The 19584-nt window shown below is 58.1% G+C and carries 21 protein-coding genes and 2 tRNA genes; 9 read left to right on the top strand and 14 right to left on the bottom strand.

The window, feature by feature from the left end:
• The first annotated feature begins 95 nt into the window (after window positions 1-95).
• From AC13RE_RS27405 to AC13RE_RS27395, 3 genes are all read left to right on the top strand, one after another.
• A complete protein-coding gene (locus tag AC13RE_RS27405; RefSeq protein WP_488565263.1) occupies window positions 96-1022 on the top strand; it encodes an ROK family protein in 927 nt (308 codons plus the stop codon).
• A complete protein-coding gene (locus AC13RE_RS27400) occupies window positions 1012-1722 on the top strand; it encodes a copper homeostasis protein CutC (protein ID WP_132717629.1) in 711 nt (236 codons plus the stop codon). Before AC13RE_RS27405 ends, AC13RE_RS27400 begins: the two co-directional genes overlap by 11 nt.
• A gap of 229 nt (window positions 1723-1951) precedes the next feature.
• Window positions 1952-2833, top strand: a complete 882-nt coding sequence (locus tag AC13RE_RS27395; RefSeq protein WP_132717630.1) for a DUF6030 family protein — start codon at window positions 1952-1954, stop codon at window positions 2831-2833.
• Between the two features lie 27 nt (window positions 2834-2860).
• Here AC13RE_RS27395 and AC13RE_RS27390 read toward each other — a convergent pair whose 3' ends face one another.
• On the bottom strand, window positions 2861-2992 hold the full coding sequence (locus AC13RE_RS27390; RefSeq protein ID WP_488565254.1) for a hypothetical protein: 132 nt from the start codon (window positions 2990-2992) through the stop codon (window positions 2861-2863).
• Between the two features lie 55 nt (window positions 2993-3047).
• Between AC13RE_RS27390 and AC13RE_RS27385 the strand changes: the two genes are divergently transcribed.
• A complete protein-coding gene (locus AC13RE_RS27385; protein ID WP_488565262.1) occupies window positions 3048-4493 on the top strand; it encodes a DHA2 family efflux MFS transporter permease subunit in 1446 nt (481 codons plus the stop codon).
• A 73-nt stretch (window positions 4494-4566) separates the two neighbouring features.
• Complete coding sequence (locus AC13RE_RS27380) at window positions 4567-5082, top strand: hypothetical protein (RefSeq protein WP_488565253.1); 516 nt, start codon at window positions 4567-4569, stop codon at window positions 5080-5082.
• Window positions 5083-5292: 210 nt separating this feature from the next.
• Here AC13RE_RS27380 and AC13RE_RS27375 read toward each other — a convergent pair whose 3' ends face one another.
• The 13 genes from AC13RE_RS27375 to AC13RE_RS27315 form a co-directional block, all read right to left on the bottom strand.
• Window positions 5293-6843 (bottom strand): SpoVR family protein, encoded by a 1551-nt coding sequence (locus AC13RE_RS27375; RefSeq protein WP_132717734.1) that lies wholly within the window; start codon window positions 6841-6843, stop codon window positions 5293-5295.
• Window positions 6843-8114, bottom strand: a complete 1272-nt coding sequence (locus AC13RE_RS27370; RefSeq protein ID WP_488565252.1) for a YeaH/YhbH family protein — start codon at window positions 8112-8114, stop codon at window positions 6843-6845. Before AC13RE_RS27370 ends, AC13RE_RS27375 begins: the two co-directional genes overlap by 1 nt.
• A gap of 18 nt (window positions 8115-8132) precedes the next feature.
• A complete protein-coding gene (locus AC13RE_RS27365) occupies window positions 8133-10079 on the bottom strand; it encodes a PrkA family serine protein kinase (protein WP_015341220.1) in 1947 nt (648 codons plus the stop codon).
• A gap of 334 nt (window positions 10080-10413) precedes the next feature.
• Window positions 10414-10489, bottom strand: a tRNA-Phe gene (locus tag AC13RE_RS27360).
• Between the two features lie 196 nt (window positions 10490-10685).
• Window positions 10686-10901, bottom strand: coding sequence for a DNA gyrase inhibitor YacG (yacG, locus tag AC13RE_RS27355; protein ID WP_132717632.1), 216 nt, complete (start codon window positions 10899-10901; stop codon window positions 10686-10688).
• 5 nt (window positions 10902-10906) lie between these two features.
• Window positions 10907-11527 carry a Maf-like protein gene (locus tag AC13RE_RS27350; RefSeq protein ID WP_132717633.1) on the bottom strand — a complete coding sequence of 207 codons (621 nt, stop codon included), beginning with the start codon at window positions 11525-11527 and terminating at the stop codon, window positions 10907-10909.
• A 90-nt stretch (window positions 11528-11617) separates the two neighbouring features.
• Window positions 11618-11836: a translation initiation factor IF-1 gene (gene infA / locus AC13RE_RS27345; RefSeq protein ID WP_004117876.1), complete on the bottom strand. Its 219-nt coding sequence runs from the start codon at window positions 11834-11836 to the stop codon at window positions 11618-11620.
• Between the two features lie 143 nt (window positions 11837-11979).
• Complete coding sequence (locus AC13RE_RS27340) at window positions 11980-12462, bottom strand: arsenate-mycothiol transferase ArsC (protein ID WP_132717634.1); 483 nt, start codon at window positions 12460-12462, stop codon at window positions 11980-11982.
• A 5-nt stretch (window positions 12463-12467) separates the two neighbouring features.
• Complete coding sequence (locus AC13RE_RS27335; protein ID WP_015341224.1) at window positions 12468-12941, bottom strand: UPF0262 family protein; 474 nt, start codon at window positions 12939-12941, stop codon at window positions 12468-12470.
• A 3-nt stretch (window positions 12942-12944) separates the two neighbouring features.
• Entirely contained in the window at window positions 12945-14243 is a 1299-nt protein-coding gene (gene hisD / locus AC13RE_RS27330) for a histidinol dehydrogenase (protein ID WP_488565251.1), read from the bottom strand.
• A 58-nt stretch (window positions 14244-14301) separates the two neighbouring features.
• Window positions 14302-14745 (bottom strand): DUF2948 family protein, encoded by a 444-nt coding sequence (locus tag AC13RE_RS27325; RefSeq protein ID WP_015341226.1) that lies wholly within the window; start codon window positions 14743-14745, stop codon window positions 14302-14304.
• A 233-nt stretch (window positions 14746-14978) separates the two neighbouring features.
• Window positions 14979-16271, bottom strand: coding sequence for a UDP-N-acetylglucosamine 1-carboxyvinyltransferase (gene murA, locus AC13RE_RS27320; protein WP_015341227.1), 1293 nt, complete (start codon window positions 16269-16271; stop codon window positions 14979-14981).
• Window positions 16272-16416: 145 nt separating this feature from the next.
• Window positions 16417-16611 (bottom strand): hypothetical protein, encoded by a 195-nt coding sequence (locus tag AC13RE_RS27315; protein WP_488565261.1) that lies wholly within the window; start codon window positions 16609-16611, stop codon window positions 16417-16419.
• A gap of 245 nt (window positions 16612-16856) precedes the next feature.
• Here AC13RE_RS27315 and AC13RE_RS27310 point away from each other — a divergent pair.
• The 4 genes from AC13RE_RS27310 to AC13RE_RS27295 all read left to right on the top strand — a co-directional run bounded on the left by AC13RE_RS27310 (window position 16857) and on the right by AC13RE_RS27295 (window position 19489).
• Window positions 16857-16931: transfer RNA gene (locus AC13RE_RS27310), tRNA-Thr, on the top strand.
• Between the two features lie 328 nt (window positions 16932-17259).
• Window positions 17260-18207 carry a YaaC family protein gene (locus AC13RE_RS27305; RefSeq protein WP_488565250.1) on the top strand — a complete coding sequence of 316 codons (948 nt, stop codon included), beginning with the start codon at window positions 17260-17262 and terminating at the stop codon, window positions 18205-18207.
• A 37-nt stretch (window positions 18208-18244) separates the two neighbouring features.
• Window positions 18245-18400 (top strand): hypothetical protein, encoded by a 156-nt coding sequence (locus AC13RE_RS27300; RefSeq protein WP_488565249.1) that lies wholly within the window; start codon window positions 18245-18247, stop codon window positions 18398-18400.
• A gap of 126 nt (window positions 18401-18526) precedes the next feature.
• Entirely contained in the window at window positions 18527-19489 is a 963-nt protein-coding gene (locus AC13RE_RS27295; protein ID WP_488565248.1) for an HNH endonuclease, read from the top strand.
• The last annotated feature ends 95 nt before the right edge of the window (window positions 19490-19584 follow it).

The following is a 19584-nucleotide window of genomic DNA, read 5'->3' as shown; positions in this document are numbered from 1 at the left end:
TGCCCGCCCCGGAAAGATTGGCCCACCCGATTGATCTTGCAAAGACCGGCAAAGGGTGCGAGCAAATGCGCCATGTTACCAGCGGGTCGATATCCATGATCGTTTCCTTCGACATCGGCGGCAGCGCCATCAAAGGCGGCATCGCCCGCTCCATGACGGATATCGTTCCGCTGGCGCGGCGCCCGACGCCCAGGCATGACTTCGCCGAATTCGTTGCCGCCCTGCGCGACGTGATCGCGGAGGCGCAAGACAAGCCGGATTGCCTCTCCTTCTCCATCGCCGGCGTGGTCGATCCCGATACGCAGGCGCTCACCTGCGCCAATATTCCCTGCATTCACGGCCGGCACCTTGCCGCTGACCTCGAAGCGGAACTCGGCTATCCCGTGCTGATTGCCAACGATGCCGATTGCTTCGCCATGGCGGAAGCCATGTCGGGCGCAGGCCGCGGCCACCGCATCGTGTTCGGCGCCATTCTCGGCACCGGCGTCGGTGGTGGCCTTGTCGCTGATGGCCGGCTGATCAATGCAGCCGGCGGCTTTGCCGGGGAATGGGGCCACGGCCCGATCATCGCCTGCTTCGCTGGCAATCCGCCAGTTGCCATTCCCGCCTATGCCTGCGGCTGCGGCCAGAAGGGCTGCGTCGACACGGTCGGTGGCGCCCGCGGTATCGAACGCCTGCACAAGACGCTTCACGACCTGGAACTTTCCAGCGAAGAGATCATCGGCGACTGGCTGAAGGGCGAAAGCCGCGCGGAACGCACGATCGACGTGATGGTCGATCTGGTCGCCTCACCGCTGGCGCTGACCATCAACATAACCGGCGCGACCATCGTGCCGGTCGGCGGCGGCCTTTCCAACGTCGAACCGCTCCTGGCACGACTAGATGAGGCAGTGCGTGCCCGCATTTTGCGCAAGTTCGGTCGGCCTCTCGTCGTGCCGAGCGAGTGCAAACTGGAACCGGGCCTCATCGGTGCCGCCCTGCTGGGCCTGCAATATGTCGGAGAGCGCACCCATGCTGCTTGAGGTCTGCGTCGAGGATATTGCCGGCCTCAAGGCCGCCGTCGAGGGCGGCGGCGATCGCATCGAGCTTTGCAGCGCGCTTCCTCTTGGAGGGCTGACGCCGAGTGCCGGGCTGATGGCCGCAGCGGCGAGGATGCCCGTCCCGGCTTACGCCATTATCCGTCCACGCGCCGGCGGCTTCGTCTACTCGGCGGACGAACTTCACATCATGAAGCGCGACATCGATGCGGCTCGCGCTGCCGGGCTGCCGGGTGTCGTACTCGGTGCCTCCATGCCGGATGGGCGACTTGATGTTGACACGCTCTCCGCTCTCACCGCCCATGCGGAAGGCCTCGGCAAGACCCTGCACCGCGCCTTCGATCTGGTGCCCAACGTCGAGGAAGCCGTCGATATCGCGATCGCCCTCGGCTTCGAGCGCATCCTGACATCCGGCGGCGCAAAGACCGCGGCGGAAGGGGTCGCCATGCTCGAACAGGCGATTGCAGCCGCCGCCGGTCGCATCTCCATCATGCCCGGCTCCGGCGTGACGCTTGCGACGGTCGGCCAGTTATGGCCGCGCCTGCAGATCAGCGAGATCCATTCTTCCTGCTCGGCACCCGTCTCCGAGACGGATGAGCGAGCCATCACCCTTGGCTTCTCGGCGCCATCGGCCCGCCGCACGGATGCCGCCACCGTCAAGGCACTCAAGGCATATTTCGCTTAGAGAAGGCTGCACCGAGACGTGCAGCAGCTTTGCGACAAGAACACGCAAAAAGCCGGGAAAACCGGCTGCGCAAGATCGCGGTCCGCTTTGAGCAACATCATGAATTGACAAAGAAACATTAGAATGATCAATCGTTCATAAACGCATATGCTGTAGTCATGAACATGGCTGCGCAACATACAGTTATTGCAGCAAGTAAGTTTCCTCGGGAGTAGCTGTGATCTGAACCATGTCGGTGGCGCCACCTCGCAAGAAAAGCAGAGCTGTCTTTTGGATTGCCGCCGTTGTCATCGGTTCGATCATTCTCGCAACCGCGCTCCTGGCGAACGATATGCGCAATCTGCGGGCGCTGGATGATCGTTATCATCTCAATCTGTTTCCGAAACCGGAACAACACGCAGCAGCGCCGACCGCCGCCGTCCAGGAACAGCAGCCATCTCACGCAGCCCCGCCTCCGGCAGCGGCGCCGAAGACATCGGCCCCGGCATCAAGCAGCGTCCGCGTCAAGCCGGCGACCGCCACCGCCAAGCCATTCGTCAAGAAAAGATCCCATCTGCTGGACGAGCCTATCGACGCGCTGCTGAGTGCCTTCGTGCGAAGCTGGCGGATATCGGGCCAGACGCTTTGCGCTGATCTCCAGAAATTCGGCCTATCCGTGGGCGAATGGCGGCAAAGCGAGCTAGGCGCCGGCACTTCGGAATGCAGCTATGCTGTACAGAAGGGCGCCTATGGCGATCCCAAGGCGGCTTCCTTCTTCATCATCGCCAGGGGCAAACCATCAGGCGAAATCGATGCCATCCGCATCAAGGTCATCATGCCGGACAATGACGACGGAAAGGCCGTTGCCGGCACTTTTGTCGATACTGTCGTCCTATTGCTGAACGAAACCCATTGGCTGGACTTTCAGGCCGCGCTCGAGGCGATCGGCAAGCTGCAGGACGTGACACTGCAAGCCTTCGGCGCCAAAATTGCCTTTTTCAAGGAATTCCAGAGCAACAACAATTTCAATCTGCAGCTGGAATTGCGCAGAACCTCGCCGGAGCAGCTCCGAACCGCGATCGTCTTCGACAAGGCACGCTGGACATTGCCCTCTCCCCCATCGACCAACTGATCATTGATCATATGGATTTCCGGGGATTCAAAAGCCGTGTTCCTGTTGCACCGCGCCCGGGATGATGCTCATATAGGCGACGATTCCGATGGCCGGCGGATCACCGGCCGCCAGCAACATGTTTCCCGAGAGCACGAGGCGGTTTCCGAAGGGATCCATGCAAATCGTCAAACGCGCCGGTCCCCAGCCGGGCGTTGGAAAGCCGTTACATTCCATGGATTCGATAGATCCCAATCCGCAGGGTCAGACTTTTGCGGTCGAACGCAATCCCCGCCTGCGCTACATCATCCCCGCCGTGGTCGCCGTCGCCTTCCTGATGGAACAGCTGGATTCGACCATCCTCGTCACCGCCGTTCCCGATATCGCCAAGAGCCTCGATACGACGCCGCTTCGCATGAATCTGGCTGTCACGACCTATATTCTGACGCTTGCCATGTTCATTCCGGTGAGCGGATGGTTTGCGGATCGCTTCGGCGCCCGGCGCATCTTCACGCTTTCCCTCTTCATCTTCACCATCGGCTCGATCCTCTGCGGGCTGGCGACCAGCCTGCCGATGCTTATCGCCACGCGCGCGCTGCAGGGCTTTGGCGGCGCCATGATGACGCCGGTCGGGCGCCTCATCCTCATCCGCAGTTTCCCCCGCAGCCAACTCGTGACTGCCATGACCTACATGACCCTACCGGCCGTCATGGGGCCTGTTATCGGCCCGGTGCTCGGCGGCTTCCTGACGACCTATCTGTCCTGGCGCTGGATCTTTTGGGTAAACCTGCCCTTCGGGCTGATCGGCATGGTCATGGCGCTGCGCTATGTCGAGGATACCGAACGCGACGCGACGATCAAATTCGATTTTCCCGGCTTCGTCATGGTCGGCCTCGGCTGCGTGCTGCTACAATACGGCATCGAAAATATCGGCCGCCCGACAATCCCCGGCTGGGCTATTGTCCTCACGCTTGCTGCAGCGGGCTTGCTGCTCTTCGGTTTCATCCGCTACGCAAAAACGGCGGCATCGCCAGCCGTGGATCTCACCCTCTTCAAGCTGCGCACCTTCCGCATCGGCACCCTTGCCGGCGGCATCTGTCGTGTCGGGCTAAATGGCGTGCCCTTTCTGCTACCGCTCATGCTGCAGGTCGGCTTCGGCTTGAGCCCGATCGTATCGGGCACGCTGACCTTCGTCAGCGCCCTGAGCGCGCTTGCCGTGCGGCCGGTCTCGGCAAAACTGCTGAAGCTCTTTGGCTTCGATCGCATGCTCACCTGGAGCGCCGTGTTCGGTGCCGCCGTCGTCGCCGGCTTCGCATTGATCACGCCCGATACGCCGCACTGGTTCATCATCGTCTATGTTTTCATCTTCGGGCTGGCGCGGGCCGGACAGTTCATGACGTCCAATACGCTGTCCTATTCCGATACTCCGGCGGCTCAACTCAGCCGCGCGACCAGTCTCGGCGGTGTGCTGCAGCAGTTGAGCGTCAGCTTCGGCGTCTCCGTCGCCGCCATGCTGCTGGGGCTGGTCACGCTCGACGGATCGCCGCTGACGCCGGAGAAATTCCACATTGCATTTTTGCTGATGGCAGTCATCCCGCTGCTCGGCATACCCGGCTTCCTCAAGCTGCGGCCCGAAGACGGCGTGCAGGTGAGCGGCCACCAGCGTCGGTCTCGGCCGTAAACTCGTTAAGCGTGATGGCAACGACTGGATGGCATCAGGTTGACTGTGTAGTGAAAGTCGATACAATCTTAGGATGCTATCCCTTGATGACCTTCGCTGGAGCGAATTGCAGCACGCGTACGGCAGTGCTGCCGATATCCCGAACTTGCTAAAAAGACTGGCCTCATCGACAGGGCCGAGGCTAAGCTATCGAGATGATCCGTGGTTCGGCCTCTGGTCGAGCCTCTGCCATCAGGGTGACGTCTATTCTGCGTCGTATGTCGCGGTTCCTCATATCGTAAAAATCGCAGGTGAAGCGAAGGCTCCGGTCGATTTCTCATTTTTTCAACTGCCCGCAGCCATTGAGATAGCTCGCCGGACCGGACGCGGCCCCGATATTCCTAAAGAATATGTAGATGATTACAGTCATGCAATCGCGCAACTGGTCGAGAATGTAAGCCTTCATCGGAATGAAGCATGGGACCAGTCGATGCTCTTGTCGGCAGCAGCGGCACAAGCTGTAGCGAAAGGGCATATCGATGTTGCTGAGGCGTTATTAAACTTGGATGCCGACTGGATCGCCAAAATCAATAACTTCGAGTTTGATTGAGCTTTCCTCGCCAACTGAGAATGGTAAGCTGTAGAGGCAGTCTTGCCCAGCAGATCGCGACGTGTACCGCGCACTAAAGATCGATAGATCACTGCCCATTATGACAGGTCAATATCAGTTTGCTCGTCTCGGGACGCGCTCACCCACATGAGCGTCAAGCTACACCATTATGGGTCGACAGGCTAAAAGCCGTTTTAGCTGACTGTATTCCTATGCCGCAAGCGCCGAGGCGCGTGGATGCACAAGATGATCGCGAAGCACCGTGCCGGAGCGGTCGACTTCCTGCATCAGCACATCGTAGCTCCAGAGATCGGCTAGGTGCTGCAATACGCGCTTGGCATCCATATCGTCGAGCATCGCGCCGTTCAGCACCGTATGCTTGACCAGCAACCGCCTATCGCCGGCAAGATCGACATCGACGATCTCGATATGCGGATCGATCCAGCCGACATCATATTGCCGCGACAGCTCGCGGCGGATACGCCGGTAGCCGCGCTCATCATGAATGGCTGCTACCCTCAGCCCCTCTTCCTCCTCGGGATCATCCGTCAGCTGGAACATGCGCATTTTGCGCATCAGGTGCGGGCTGAGGAACTGCGCGACGAAACTCTCGTCGCGATAATTGGCCCAGAGATCTCGCAGCACCGCCATGGCATCGCCGGTGCCGGCGATTTCCGGGAACCATTGGCGATCCTCCTCCTCCGGCTTCGTCACGATACGCTCGATATCCTGCATCATCGCAAAACCGATCGCGTAAGGATTGAGGCCGGAATAACGGGGATCGTTGAAGGTGGGCTGGAAAACCACGTTGGTATGCGATTTCAGGAATTCCAGAAAATCGCCGTCGCCAATGCCGCCAAGCTCGTGCAGCCGCGTCATGATGCGATAGTGCACATAGGTCGCCGTGCCCTCGTTCATCACCTTGGTCTGGCTCTGCGGATAGAAATATTGCGCGACATGCCGCACGATGCGGATGATCTCGCGCTGCCAGGGTTTCAGCCGCGGCGCCATCTTTTCCAGGAAATAGAGAATGTTCTCCTGCGGCAGACCGGCCAGCGCACGCCGCCGCTCCAGATCGAGATCCTGTGTCTTCTTACCCGGCCCGGCCGGAACCGTGCGCCAGAGATCGTTGAAGATCTTCTCGTCATATTCGCGCCGCTCACGCTCGCGCTTCTCCTCGTCGCGCAGGTCAGGCGTCTTCTTGCCCGCATAGCGATGCACGCCATGCGACATCAGCGCATGGGCGGCATCCAGCGTGCGCTCGACGGCAGCGTGGCCATAGCGCTCCTCGCAGCGAGCCACATAGCTCTTGGCGAAGTTGAGATAATCGAGAATGCCTTCGGCATCGGTCCAAAGCTTGAAGAGATAATTGTTCTTGAAGAAGTGATTATGGCCAAAGGCAGCATGCGCGATGACGAGCGCCTGCATCGTCGCGCTATTCTCCTCCATCAGATAGGAGATACAGGGCGAACTGTTGATGACGATCTCATAGGCAAGACCGCGCAGGCCCTTGCGATAGAAAGCTTCGTGATGGGCGAAATGCTTGCCGAAGGACCAATGCTTGTAGAACAGCGGCATGCCGATCGAGGAATAGACGTCGAGCATCTGCTCGGCTGTGATGATCTCGATCTGGTTGGGATAGACATCGAGACCAAGCTCGCCAACGGCGATCTTCTCGCAGGCATCGTGAATTCGCTGGATGGTGGCGAAATCCCAGTCCGCGCCTTCGAAAAGCCGCTCCATCGATGCCTTTTTTGCCATCATCCGCTCCTTGTTTCCGCCGTCCGGCGCTGGAAGAGATCGTGGAAGACCGGATAGATCTGGCTGCGATCGCTGACACGTCGCATGGAAAGCACCGGCCAGCCTGCCTGCAGCCGTTCGTAGAGCGACCAGATCGCCGAGCCAGACGAGATTGCGACGCTGCGCGATTCCCCCACTTCGAGATAGGCGAAATATTGGCAGACGGGCAGGATTTCGCTCGTCATCAGCGCTGCCGTCGTCGCATTGTCGGAATAGGCATTGTCGCCATCCGACGCCTGCGCGGCGTAGATGTTCCAGTCGGAGGCCGGGAAGCGGTCCCGCACGATCTGCCGCATCTGTTCGAGCGCGCTCGAAACCTGGGTACCGCCGGTTGCCGGGCTGCGGAAGAAGGTCTCCTCGTCCACTTCCTCGGCAACATCAGTGTGGCGGATGAAGACGATCTCCACACGGCGATACTGCCGGGTCAGGAAAATATAGAGCAGCATGTAGAAACGCTTGGCGAGATCCTTCATATGCTCGGTCATCGAACCGGAGACGTCCATCAGGCAGAACATGACGGCTTGCGCCACCGGTTTCGGCTCGTTCTCGAAACGGCGATAGCGGATGTCGATCGGGTCGATATAGGGAATGCGCCGGACCTTCGATTCCAGCCTCTTGATCTCTTCTTCGAGCTGTGCGCGGCGCTTCTCGTCCGTGCACTCCTCGGCCTCCTCGATGAGCTTCTCGACCGTTTCCGGCTTCGGGCGATGCAGCGCGACGCGGCGCATCATCGCAAGCCGCATCGTGCGGTTGATGGCGAGATTGGCGGGAGATCCCGTCACCGAATAGCCTGAGCGCACCGGGTTGATCTGATCCGCCGACATCAGGCGGCGCTTGGCAAGATCGGGCAATTCGAGATCATCGAGGAAGAGATCGAGGAACTCATCCCGCGTCAGGATGAAGCGGAAGGCATCCTCACCGGAACCGTCACCACCCGCGCGACCCTTGCCGCCGCCACCTTCTGGCCGCGGCAGAATATCGCCTTCGATGAAGTCCTTATTACCGGGAAGAATATGTTCCTTGAGGCCCTCGGGGCCACGATGGAACCGAGGTTCCTCGGTTCCATCCAGGGGAATGCTGACTTCGCCACCCTTCAGAATGTCCTGAATGTCGCGATTTTGAGAGGATTCATAGACCGCTCTCTGCACCAGCGCTTTTGCTCTTCGCAAAAATCGTTGACGATTTTCCAGACTTTTTCCGCCTGGGTTCAGGCGTCTGTCAACAATGTGCATTCCTTCTTCCTTGGTGGCTCATCCCGCCTGTTTCACACGCATGTACCATTCCACAAGGCGCCGGACCTGCCGTTCGGTGTAACCCCGCGCGACCATCCGCTCGACGAATTCGCCATGTTTCTTCTCTGTCTCGCCATCCTTCTTGGAACCGAACGAGATGACGGGCAGAAGGTCCTCGACCTGCGAGAACATCCGCTTTTCGATGACTTCACGGATCTTCTCGTAGCTGGTCCAGGACGGGTTCTTGCCGCCATGGCTCGCTCGCGCCCGCAGGCAGAACTTGACCACCTCATTGCGGAAATCCTTCGGATTGGCGATGCCCGCCGGCTTTTCGATCTTGGTGAGCTCCTGGTTCAGAAGCTCGCGGTCGAGAAGCTGGCCGGTATCCGGATCCTTGAAGTCCACATCCTCGATCCAGGCGTCAGCATAGTCGACATAGCGATCGAAGAGGTTCTGGCCGTAATCCGCATAGGATTCCAGATAGGCCTTCTGGATCTCGTTGCCGATGAACTCCGCATAGCGTGGTCCGAGTTCGCTCTTGATAAACTCGATATAGAGCTTTTCGGTTTCAAGCGGCAGCTGTTCACGGCGGATTGCCTGCTCCAGCATATACATCAGATGCACCGGATCGGCACCGACTTCCGTCGTATCGTAGTTGAAGGTCGCCGCCAGCACTTTGAAGGCAAAACGGGTGGAAGCTCCATCCATGCCTTCGTCGACACCCGCCGTATCGCGATATTCCTGCACGCTGCGTGCTCTCGGATCGGTCTCCTTCAGGCTCTCGCCGTCATAGACCCGAAGCTTAGAGAAGGCGGTCGAATTCTCGTGCTTGGAAAGCCGCGTCAGAACCGTGAAGCGGGCGAGCGTCTCCAATGTCGACGGCGCGCAGGGCGCGTCGCTGAGCTCGGATTCCTCGATCAGCTTCTCATAGATCTTCTGCTCTTCGGTGACCCTGAGGCAATAAGGCACTTTCACCACGCAGATACGGTCGATGAATGCCTCATTGTTCTTGTTGGCCTTGAAAGTCTGCCATTCCGACTCGTTTGAGTGCGCCAGGATAATGCCGGAGAAGGGTATCGCACCGATATTTTCCGTACCGATGTAATTGCCTTCCTGCGTCGCCGTCAGCAGCGGGTGCAGCATCTTGATGGGCGCCTTGAACATTTCGACGAATTCGAGAATGCCCTGGTTGGCACGGTTCAATGCCCCGGAGTAGCTATAGGCATCCGGATCGTTCTGCGCGAGACTTTCGAGCTTGCGGATATCCACCTTGCCAACCAGCGAGGAGATGTCCTGGTTGTTCTCGTCGCCCGGTTCCGTCTTGGCGACGGCGATTTGCCGCAGCCTCGAGGGCTGTATCCTGACGACGCGAAAGCGGGAAATATCGCCTTCGAACTCTTCCAGCCGCTTGAGGCACCAGGGGCTCATGAGCCCGGTCAGACGCCGGCGCGGAATGCCATAGCGCTCCTCGATCATCGGCCCCATGGTGACGGGATCGAACAGGCTGAGCGGGCTTTCGAAGACCGGGCTCAGCTCGTTTCCGGCCTTCAGCACATAGATGGGATGAACTTCCATCAATGATTTCAGCCGCTCGGCAAGCGATGACTTGCCGCCGCCGACAGGCCCGAGCAGATAGAGGATCTGCTTGCGCTCCTCCAGCCCCTGGGCCGCATGTCGAAAGAAGGCGACGATGCGTTCGATCGTCTCTTCCATGCCGAAAAAGCCCGAAAATGCCGGATAAGTCCGGATGGTCCGGTTCATGAAAATACGCCCAAGCCTTGTATCCTTGGCCGTATCGATCAGCAGTGGTTCGCCCATGGCTGCCAGTAGCCGCTCTGCCGCATTTGCGTACATGAGCGGATCATCCCGGCAGGCTTCCAGGTATTCTGAGAATGACATCTCGACTTCGCGCCGTGCTTCAAAAGTACGGGCGAACGTGTTGAACAGAACATCGTTGTTTAACATGGCGCCTCGGTAGCTTGCTATTGCAATTAACGCCGGCTTTTACGAGATCACTTTATCCCGCTATATCTAAAGTGCGGTATGATCCGCTTCGAATCAATAGGTGATCTGTCAATAATTCGTACGCTTGATTCCAAATGTCATCAATATCTTGATGGGGTCATGCACCGAATTAATGAAACGCAACCATAAAGTTGTTGTGGCGAAGCAACGCATCCAATGGTTACGCAACCTCAATCGGCCTGTTGCCGCATATTCTCGCAAATACACGATCTCAGCGAGGAATTGATCGAAGCCAGCGTCAAGCTTCATTGTCCGCATGATTGGGGAGAAAAGATGGTGCCCAGAGCCGGAATCGAACCAGCGACACGCGGATTTTCAATCCGCTGCTCTACCAACTGAGCTATCTGGGCATCCGTGCTTCGCGTCGAGAGAAGAGCCTTCGAAGGCGCTGGGCGGTTGGTTCACCCCGGAAGCGAGCGGGGTTATAGCATCTTGTTCGGCCATGTCCAGCCGCAAATGACTCTTTTTTGACAGGAAATCGAATTTTGCCAATTCGCGAACAAAATGAAGAGGTTCGCAACATCGAACCTCTTTGGAAAACCTCATTCAGTCCTGATCGGAGCCGTCGGCCTTCGCCTCGTCCTCGGTCACGGGAATGGCATAGGAGCCATTGAGCCACCGCGAGAGATCGACGGAGCGGCAGCGATCCGAGCAGAAGGGGTAATGCTCACGCAATGAAGGGCGGCCGCATTCCGGACAGGGACGCGTCTTTCGCAACGGCTCGACCTTCGAACCGACCTTGATCTCTTCAGCCTTCGTCATGACGACTATCCTTCCTGCCATCCGGCGTGGACATCGAAGCCCTCGCCTGCCAGCAGCAGCATGGTTTCATAAAGCGGCAATCCGACGACATTGGTGTAGGAGCCGACAAGTTTCTGCACGAAGGAACCGGCAAGCCCCTGAATGCCATAGGCCCCAGCCTTGCCGCGCCACTGGCCGGAGGCGAGATACATGTCGATATCGCGGCGGGAAAGACGCTTGAAGCGAACCTTGGTCTCGACGACCTTTTGCCGCGCCTTGCGGTCCGGCGTGATCAGGCAGATGCCGGTATAGACGACATGGCCGCGGCCGGAGAGCAGATGCAGGGCCGCAGCCGCCTCGTCGACAAACTCCGCCTTCGGCAGGATGCGCCGTCCGACAGCGACGACCGTATCGGCCGAAAGGATATAGCTCCCCTGCCAGGCGGCATCGCTCTTGATAGCCGCAAAGGCTGCATCACCCTTCTCCGTCGAAAGCCGCCGCGCCAGCGAGCGCGGATGCTCCGATTTCTTCGGCGTCTCATCGATATCCATCGGCATGAGACGCGCGGGCTCAATGCCTGACTGATGCAGGAGCTCGACGCGGCGTGGCGATCCGGAGGCCAGTATCAGCTTGTGTTTCAACGCCATCAGATCTCGACCTGTCATGCGGGAATGAGAGCCGGCTCCGGAGCATGATGCCGAAAATATCGGCGGCATCCGGCTCCAGCGAGCGGCGGACTACTTGAAACGGTAGGTGATGCGGCCCTTGGTCAGGTCGTAAGGGGTCATTTCCACCAGCACCTTGTCGCCGGCCAGAACGCGGATGCGGTTCTTGCGCATGCGGCCCGCGGTGTGGGCAATGATCTCGTGCTCGTTTTCCAGCTTCACGCGAAAGGTCGCGTTCGGCAGGAGTTCGGTGACGACACCGGGAAATTCGAGGACTTCTTCTTTCGGCATTAAAGCTTCTTTTCCTGTCGGTTGGGGCCAGCGCCCATGCCAAAAAAGCGGGGGTCGCCGGAAATTTGCGCGGAAACTACACAATCGCCGCGGTTTTGTGAACCACGTTGATAAGGGTTTCTGCATTTGTTTCATTCGCAGCTCTAAAGCGAGCCGCGATGTTCCACCAACCTGCTCTCGATCAGGCCTAAAAGATAGTCCCTCACGCCGCGATAGGCATCGAGAATCTGCTCGCGCGTTCCGTCCGTGGCGGAGGGGTCTATCGTCGGCCAATAGATGACGTCGACGGCATTAGCCCGCGTCAGTTCCAGCGCGGCGTGATGCGCCTCGGGAGAGAGCGTGATGATGACATCGAAGAAATCGTCCTCCAGCTCCTCCATGGTCTGCGGCTGGCGCCGGCCGAGCGAAAGCCCCATCTCGGAAAGCACGACATCAACGAAGGGATTGCGCTCGCCAGCACGCACGCCGGCCGAGGCGATATAGGTGCCCTGCGGCAGCATCTGCCGAGCGATCGCTTCGGCCATGGGCGAACGGATGGTATTCAGGCCGCACATGAAGAGGATGGCGCCGGGGGATTTCCCCCCGGACAACCTGCCATTGTGCTCGATCGCCTGCGGCTCGTCCATGGCAGTCACCCGCGCCAATAGAGCACGCAGACGAGCGTGAAGAGCCGGCGCGCCGTATCGAAATCCACGCTGATCTTGCCGTTCAGCCGGTCCATCAGCGTCTGGGAGCCTTCGTTGTGGATGCCGCGCCGGCCCATGTCGATCGCTTCGATACGGCTCGGCGTGGCCGAGCGGATCGCCTCGTAATAGCTCTCGCAGATCATGAAATAGTCCTTCACGATCCGGCGAAACGGCGTCAGCGACAGAATATGGGTGGCGACAACGCCGCCATCTTCCATGCGGATGTCGAAGACCAGCTTCTGCTCGACCAGCGACAGGTTCAGCAGATAAGGCCCGCCCTCGTGTCCGACGGGCGCGAAGCTGTTTTCCTCGATCAGGTCGAAAATGGCGACGGCGCGTTCATGCTCGACATCCGGCGTCGAGCGGCCGATCGTGTCGTCCAGGACCACGTCGCTCAGCCGGAAGACGCCCTTTGCCATGCCTTACCCCTCGAGATTGAGGCGGATCGCGACCGACCGCGCATGAGCATCCAACCCTTCGGAATTGGCAAGCGCGATCGCCGCCGGCCCGAGTGCGCGAAGCTGCTCCGGCCCAAGCCGCAGGATCGAGGTGCGCTTGACGAAATCGAGCACCGAGAGCCCGGACGAGAAACGCGCCGAGCGGGCCGTCGGCAGCACATGGTTCGAGCCACCGACATAATCGCCGATCACTTCGGGCGTATGACGGCCGACGAAGATGGCACCGGCGTTACGAACACCGGCCAAAAGCGGCTCGGGATCATCGACCGCAAGCTCCAGATGCTCGGCCGCGATTCTGTTGGCAAGCGGTATCGCCTGCTTCAGATCGGAGACTAAGATAACGGCGCCGAAATCCCGCCAGCTCGCCGCCGCCGTCTGCGAGCGGCTCAGCCGCTTCAGCTGTCGCTCGACCGCCGCCTCCACTGCCCTGCCGAATTCAGCATCGTCGGTGATCAGGATGGATTGCGCGCTTTCGTCATGCTCAGCCTGCGCCAGCAGGTCGGCGGCGATCCAATCCGGGTCGTTGTTCTTGTCGGCGATGACGAGCACTTCCGACGGGCCGGCGATCATGTCGATGCCGACGGTACCGAACACCTGGCGTTTGGCTGCGGCCACATAGGCATTGCCGGGGCCGGTGATCTTGTAGACGGGTTTGATCGTCTCCGTGCCATAGGCAAGGGCCGCGATCGCCTGCGCACCGCCGACGCGATAGATTTCCTCGACGCCGGCCATACGCGCCGCGGCAAGCACGGCCGGATTGACGGCGCCGCCCGTGGCCGGCACGACGATGACGATGCGCTCGACGCCGGCGACCTTGGCCGGCACGGCATTCATCAGCACCGAGCTCGGATAGCTCGCCGTGCCGCCCGGCACGTAGAGGCCGACCGCTTCGATCGCCGTCCAGCGCGATCCCAGGCCGACGCCGAGATCATCTTCATAGATATCGTCCTTCGGCAGCTGCCGGCGGTGATGCGATTCGATGCGGGTGGCGGCGACCTTCAGCGCGCCCAGAACTTCCGCCGGAACGGCCGCGATCGCAGCATCGATCTCGGCTTCGGTGACGCGCATCGGCGTTACGGCAAAATCGACGCCATCGAATTTTTTGGAATAGTCCGCAAGGGCTGCATCGCCGCGCGCCCGCACATCATCGATGATGCCGCGCACGACCGCATTCACATCCTCGGACACTTCCCGCTTGGTCGTCAGGAATGCGGCGAACTGCTGCTCGAACCCTTCCGACGCCTGATCCAGCCAGATAGCCAAACTGATATTCCTCTTTCACTGCGGCCGCCTGCAGCGGCAAAAATCCAACCGTCGCTATCTATTCGCCCGCGTCGGGATGTCGAGGCTTATGGGCCGTTTCCCACGCGCCGCCGATATCCGCAAGCTGGGCCTCGATGCATTCGACATCGAGCGCAATCGTAGCGTTGGCGGCAAGGGCAAGCTCGATCGTGCCGTCCGGCCCCTCGCCCTTCTGCTCGAAACGGATCGCAAGCAGCGATAACACTTCGTCGCGGTTGCGCCGGTCGAAGCCGTTGGAACGCACGGCCTGCACGCGCTTGAATACCAACGCCGAACGATGGCGTTCGTAAGGCTTGCTGCGCTGGTCCGACTGCTCCCAGACGAAACGATTGGCTGCGAGCGAGAACTGCTCCTGCTTTGGCGCAAAGGACATGTCGCCGACCTTGAAGACGCTATCCTGCATATAGGCAGAAATGACATCCAGATCCTCGGTGTCGAGTGCCATTAGCTTGAGATCGCTCATTCGTCCTTTTATCCCTAATCGCGCCAGTCAAACGGCCGGCAAGTGCCATTGCCGAGAATTCCTTGTGATGGACATAAAATGCGAGCGCAAAAGACGCAACCGAAGAAAGCGGGCTTGCCCGCTCTCTTCGCGCCGATGGATGGAAATAAGCCCGATCATCCAAAATGCTGTCGCGCTTTTACGACAGCGGAATGCAAAAACCGGGGGCTGCTCGGGTGGAGAGCGCAGCGAGCTTAGTCGCTGATGCGCTCGACGATGGCGCCGCAGCGCGTCAGCTTGTCTTCCAGCCGCTCGAAACCGCGATCCAGATGATAGATGCGCGACACCAGCGTCTCGCCTTCGGCGGCAAGGCCGGCGATGACGAGCGAGACGGAGGCGCGAAGGTCGGTCGCCATCACGGGCGCGCCCTTCAGCTTCTGCACGCCTTCGACGCGGGCGGTCTGACCGGAAAGAGAGATCTTGGCGCCGAGGCGGGCGAGCTCCTGCACATGCATGAAGCGATTTTCGAAGATGGTCTCGGTGATGTTCGAGACGCCCGACGAGCGGGTCATCAGCGCCATGAACTGCGCCTGCAAATCGGTCGGGAAGCCGGGGAACGGATCAGTGACGACGTCGACCGGCTGGATGCCACCGCCATTGCGCATGACACGGATGCCGTTGTTGGTCGGCGAAACCGTGGCGCCGGCGCGACGCAGGCTTTCGAGCGCCGTGTCGAGCAGCGCCACATCGGTATTCTCAAGCGTGACGTCGCCGCCGGCCATGGCGACGGCCATGGCATAGGTGCCGGTCTCGATACGGTCGGGCAGCACGCGGTGACGCGCGCCGGAGAGCGAGGTAACGCCCTCGATGGTGATCGTGCTGGTGCCGGCGCCGGAAATCTTGGCACCCATGGCGATCAGGCAGTTGGCGAGATCGACGATCTCAGGCTCGCGGGCTGCATTGCCGATGATCGTAGTGCCGCGGGCAAGCGTGGCGGCCATCATCAGCACATGCGTCGCGCCGACGGAAACCTTCGGGAAGTCATAGCGGGCGCCGATGAGGCCGCCCTTCGGCGCCGTGGCATTGATATAGCCGCCGTCGATTTCCATGGTGGCGCCGAGCGCCTGCAGGCCCTCAATGAAGAGATCGACCGGGCGCGTGCCGATGGCGCAACCGCCGGGCAACGAAACGCGCGCCTGGCCCTCGCGGGCGAGCAGCGGCCCGATGACCCAGAAGCTCGCGCGCATCTTGGCGACGAGCTCATAAGGCGCGGTCGTATCGACAATAGTGCGGCAGGTGAAGTGGATCGTACGGGAATAGCCGTCTTCCTGGCGCTCGCGCCGGCCGTTGACGGCGACATCGACGCCGTGATTGCCGAGAATGCGCATCAGGAGTTCGACATCGGCGAGATGCGGCACGTTTTCGAGCGTCAGAGTATCGCTGGTCAGCAGCGAGGCGATCATCAGCGGCAGGGCGGCATTCTTGGCGCCGGAGATCGGAATGATACCGTTGAGCTCATTGCCGCCGACAATCCTGATACGATCCATATAAGCAATACGGGCGAGGCCCGCCTTTCCTGATAGTTCCGGGCGCCTTGAAGTCGCGGGCGCCAGGTTTCGTGCACCTGGTAAAACGCGCTCTTTAGACGAAATAGATTAACGCATCAATTCGTTTGATGATGGGCGACATCAATCATTGTGATTCGTCCCTTTTTGCGGCGGTTTCAGCACTATCCACAGGCTTTGCGGCCGGCAGCCCATCCGTCTCGTCGGCCTGGCCTGCGCGCCGCGCCCTCACCTGCTGCTTGCGCCGAGACAGATTCTCGCGCAGCTTCTGCGCGGCACGCTCGCGCCGCCGATCCGCTTCCGTCACCTGCCTGCCGCCCACGGGCTCGCCCGCCTCGCCGCCGACCCCGCTTGGAGCAGAACCGCCCTGCAAAGCCTGCCCTTCATCGATTTTCGTCTTGTCCGCACCCATGGCTTTCTCATAGCGGAAAACCCTAGGCGTCAAAAGACCGACACATTTTTTCCAACTATCTTTCACAGAACTTGCAATTTGCGGCTTGCACTCCGCCCCGACCTATGGCAATAGCCGCCTCGCCCAATACGGCGCACCAAGCGGCGCCACGGATTGCTGCTATAGCTCAGGGGTAGAGCACTCCCTTGGTAAGGGAGAGGCCGAGAGTTCAAATCTCTCTAGCAGCACCAGTTTTTGATTACGCAAAGCTTAGTGTAAATTGCAGTTTGCTGAAATTCAGCAATGCCCGGTAACGGACTCATTTGACTTAACCTAAATCCAAAAATACTCGCTCATTGCCTCATGAGGTCGCACTGCACGACACGAAGAGCAACACAGCTTCAGAAACTAGTTAAGTCCAAGTAAATTATACCATCCTTCGAATAACTTATTCCAAGGCGATCGTAAAATATAAGAATAGTAGAAAAATCTTGTGGGTCAATTACGTCCATAGGTCTCACATCTGATCCAATCCACGAAGAACCTGTATCTTGACCTTCCCAACGGAGGTCGGATGCGATGTCATTTCAATTTGTGGAACTAGGCGAGAGCAAGGCATACGACGCTGTGTGGCGCAGATTTTCGCGTTTTCAAGATACCCAAAGAACTACAGAAATGCTGATGTCCGGCAGAATGTTACCTCAATCACAAAAGCAAAATGTTAGAAAGCAGATGCAACAACTTTCTTACACTATAGCACAAGCTAAAGAATTTTCGGACGCAGCACGATCAGGAGGGGACACAACACGAGCATTACTTGCATATTATTCGATTACTGCATTGGCAAATGCAGAGATCCTGTGGAAAGGAAGCGGGGACGATAGTTTCGAACGGCGACCGTCGCACTTCAATGGCCATGGTCTTGAGCTCACGCGAAACCAATCCCTCTGGGATTTTGCCGCGCATACTCTTAAAAGGGGTAACAGCTCAATCTCGGGACTCTTCGGCCTATGGCATCAGTATGCTTCCCATTTTCCCGTTTATTGTACCTGGACGACTGTCAATGGCGCGACATCGAGAACCAATCTCGCCGCTGGTGACGCCGGGACACCGCTACGCTCGCTGCCACCACCAGATAATGCCATAACTCTTGGTGAGTGTATGAGACACATCCCCTCAATGATAAACAGTATCCGCTCCTTTGGAGAACAACCAAAGCTAGCGCGAGGCCAAAACGAAGTGCAGAGTATCGTGGATACGAACGGCGCCGAGGTATCCCGTCAAATTCGATATATAATTCATCCTGCCCCACAGCAAATCTTTGACGACGTTATATCACAATACAATTTTAATTCCGCAATGGTTGAAAACATAGATATCTTTGGATTAAATAATTCAACGGGAGTTTCCATACAAATTGAAATTGATACGGCAAACCAGCCGTGGCAAAATTGGTCGGTAGCTGAAATATTTCTGGAAAGTCGAAATATTTACTACATAGTTTCCTCAACATCCCCCCCTGAATGAATTCGGTTATTTCTATATAGGTCTGTATATAACCGGCATGCTGTCCAGATACTATCCACAATATTGGATAAAAGAACTTCGTGAAGGGTCTTACATAACCTCGCTTATTCAAGAGTTTGTGGAACATTCACTCCATAGAGTTCCAATGCTCGCGCTCGGGCAATTGGAAAAAACTATATTTCTCTACAGTTAAGCCGGGTCTGATAGACAAGCCTCGGTTTATTAACAGTGGCCAAGCTTATTGCGTATTGTCGTTGATGAGAGCCGAGTACATAATCTTCATATTAAACAAATTCCAGTTAGGCTTAGGTGATTCAGAGTGCAATGTATCTTCTGCTATGAAGAACGCGAGCCAACCTTAGAGCACGTTTTCCCCGATGCGATCGGCGGCACTTTGACAATTAATCGCGTTTGCAAACCGTGTAATGATAAGCTCGGCTCACAAGTTGACGCTCCTCTGGTTGATCATTTGCATTGCAAATTTAAGCGTCTCCAATACAAGATTGCCAACAGATACGGAAAAGTTTTGTCACCGCATGACGTCTTAGGATTAGGTGTCTTGCAGGATGGCTCCGGTTCTCGCATTAGAATAGAGAACCACCTAGAGTCAGGCCGTTTCAATCTTCGTCTGATAACGAACCAACATCCGCTCGCTGGCGAAAACGGCGAAGAGTTGATCAACATACGCGTTGATGCCGCAAACGTTGAAGATGTTTCTAAAATCGTTAATCGCCGTAGAAAAGAACTTAAACTCCCGCCCTTGACCGAAGAACAAATGTCTTCAGTAATCAAGGACATTCAAAGGCAGCAAATCGAGCGTGCTGAAGTCGTCCACACGCTAAAAGTTGATTTGGAGAACTACAGGCGAGGGATTGCGAAAATCGCCTATGAAGCGGCTCATCTCTGGCTGGGAGATACCTTTCTCGAAGACAAAAGAGCGCGACTTCTCCGACACTTTATCTTAGAAGGTGCCGAAGATTCATTGGCGGGAACGATAGGTTGGAGCGAAAAGATACCATTTGGCAAAGCATGGTCCTCCGAGCCAGATTCGCACCTCGTGTTTATAATGCGGGTAGGCCCATCTTTGACAGTGGGCGTCCGGGTTTTTGGTGCGTTGTATGCTGTCGTCGCAGTTACTGAAAATCCTGAATTGTACGCAGTTTCCCACAACGACAATTTCTATTCATGGAATCCGGCAACCCAAAAAGCTCGGCGTGGATCGCTATATGAAGAATTTCTTCGCCAAAGCCGTCTCCAATTAAGCCAGACGCCTCAAAACTAAATCGGCTATGACATCGGGATCTTAACTTCGGCTGACGAGTATGCGCGAAAGCGGCCGTCACGACCCCAATTCCGCTGCAATCCCCCGTATAACCC

Source organism: Martinezella sp. CNPSo 3959, assembly GCF_057784355.1.
This window is presented reverse-complemented; position numbering and strand designations above follow the sequence as displayed.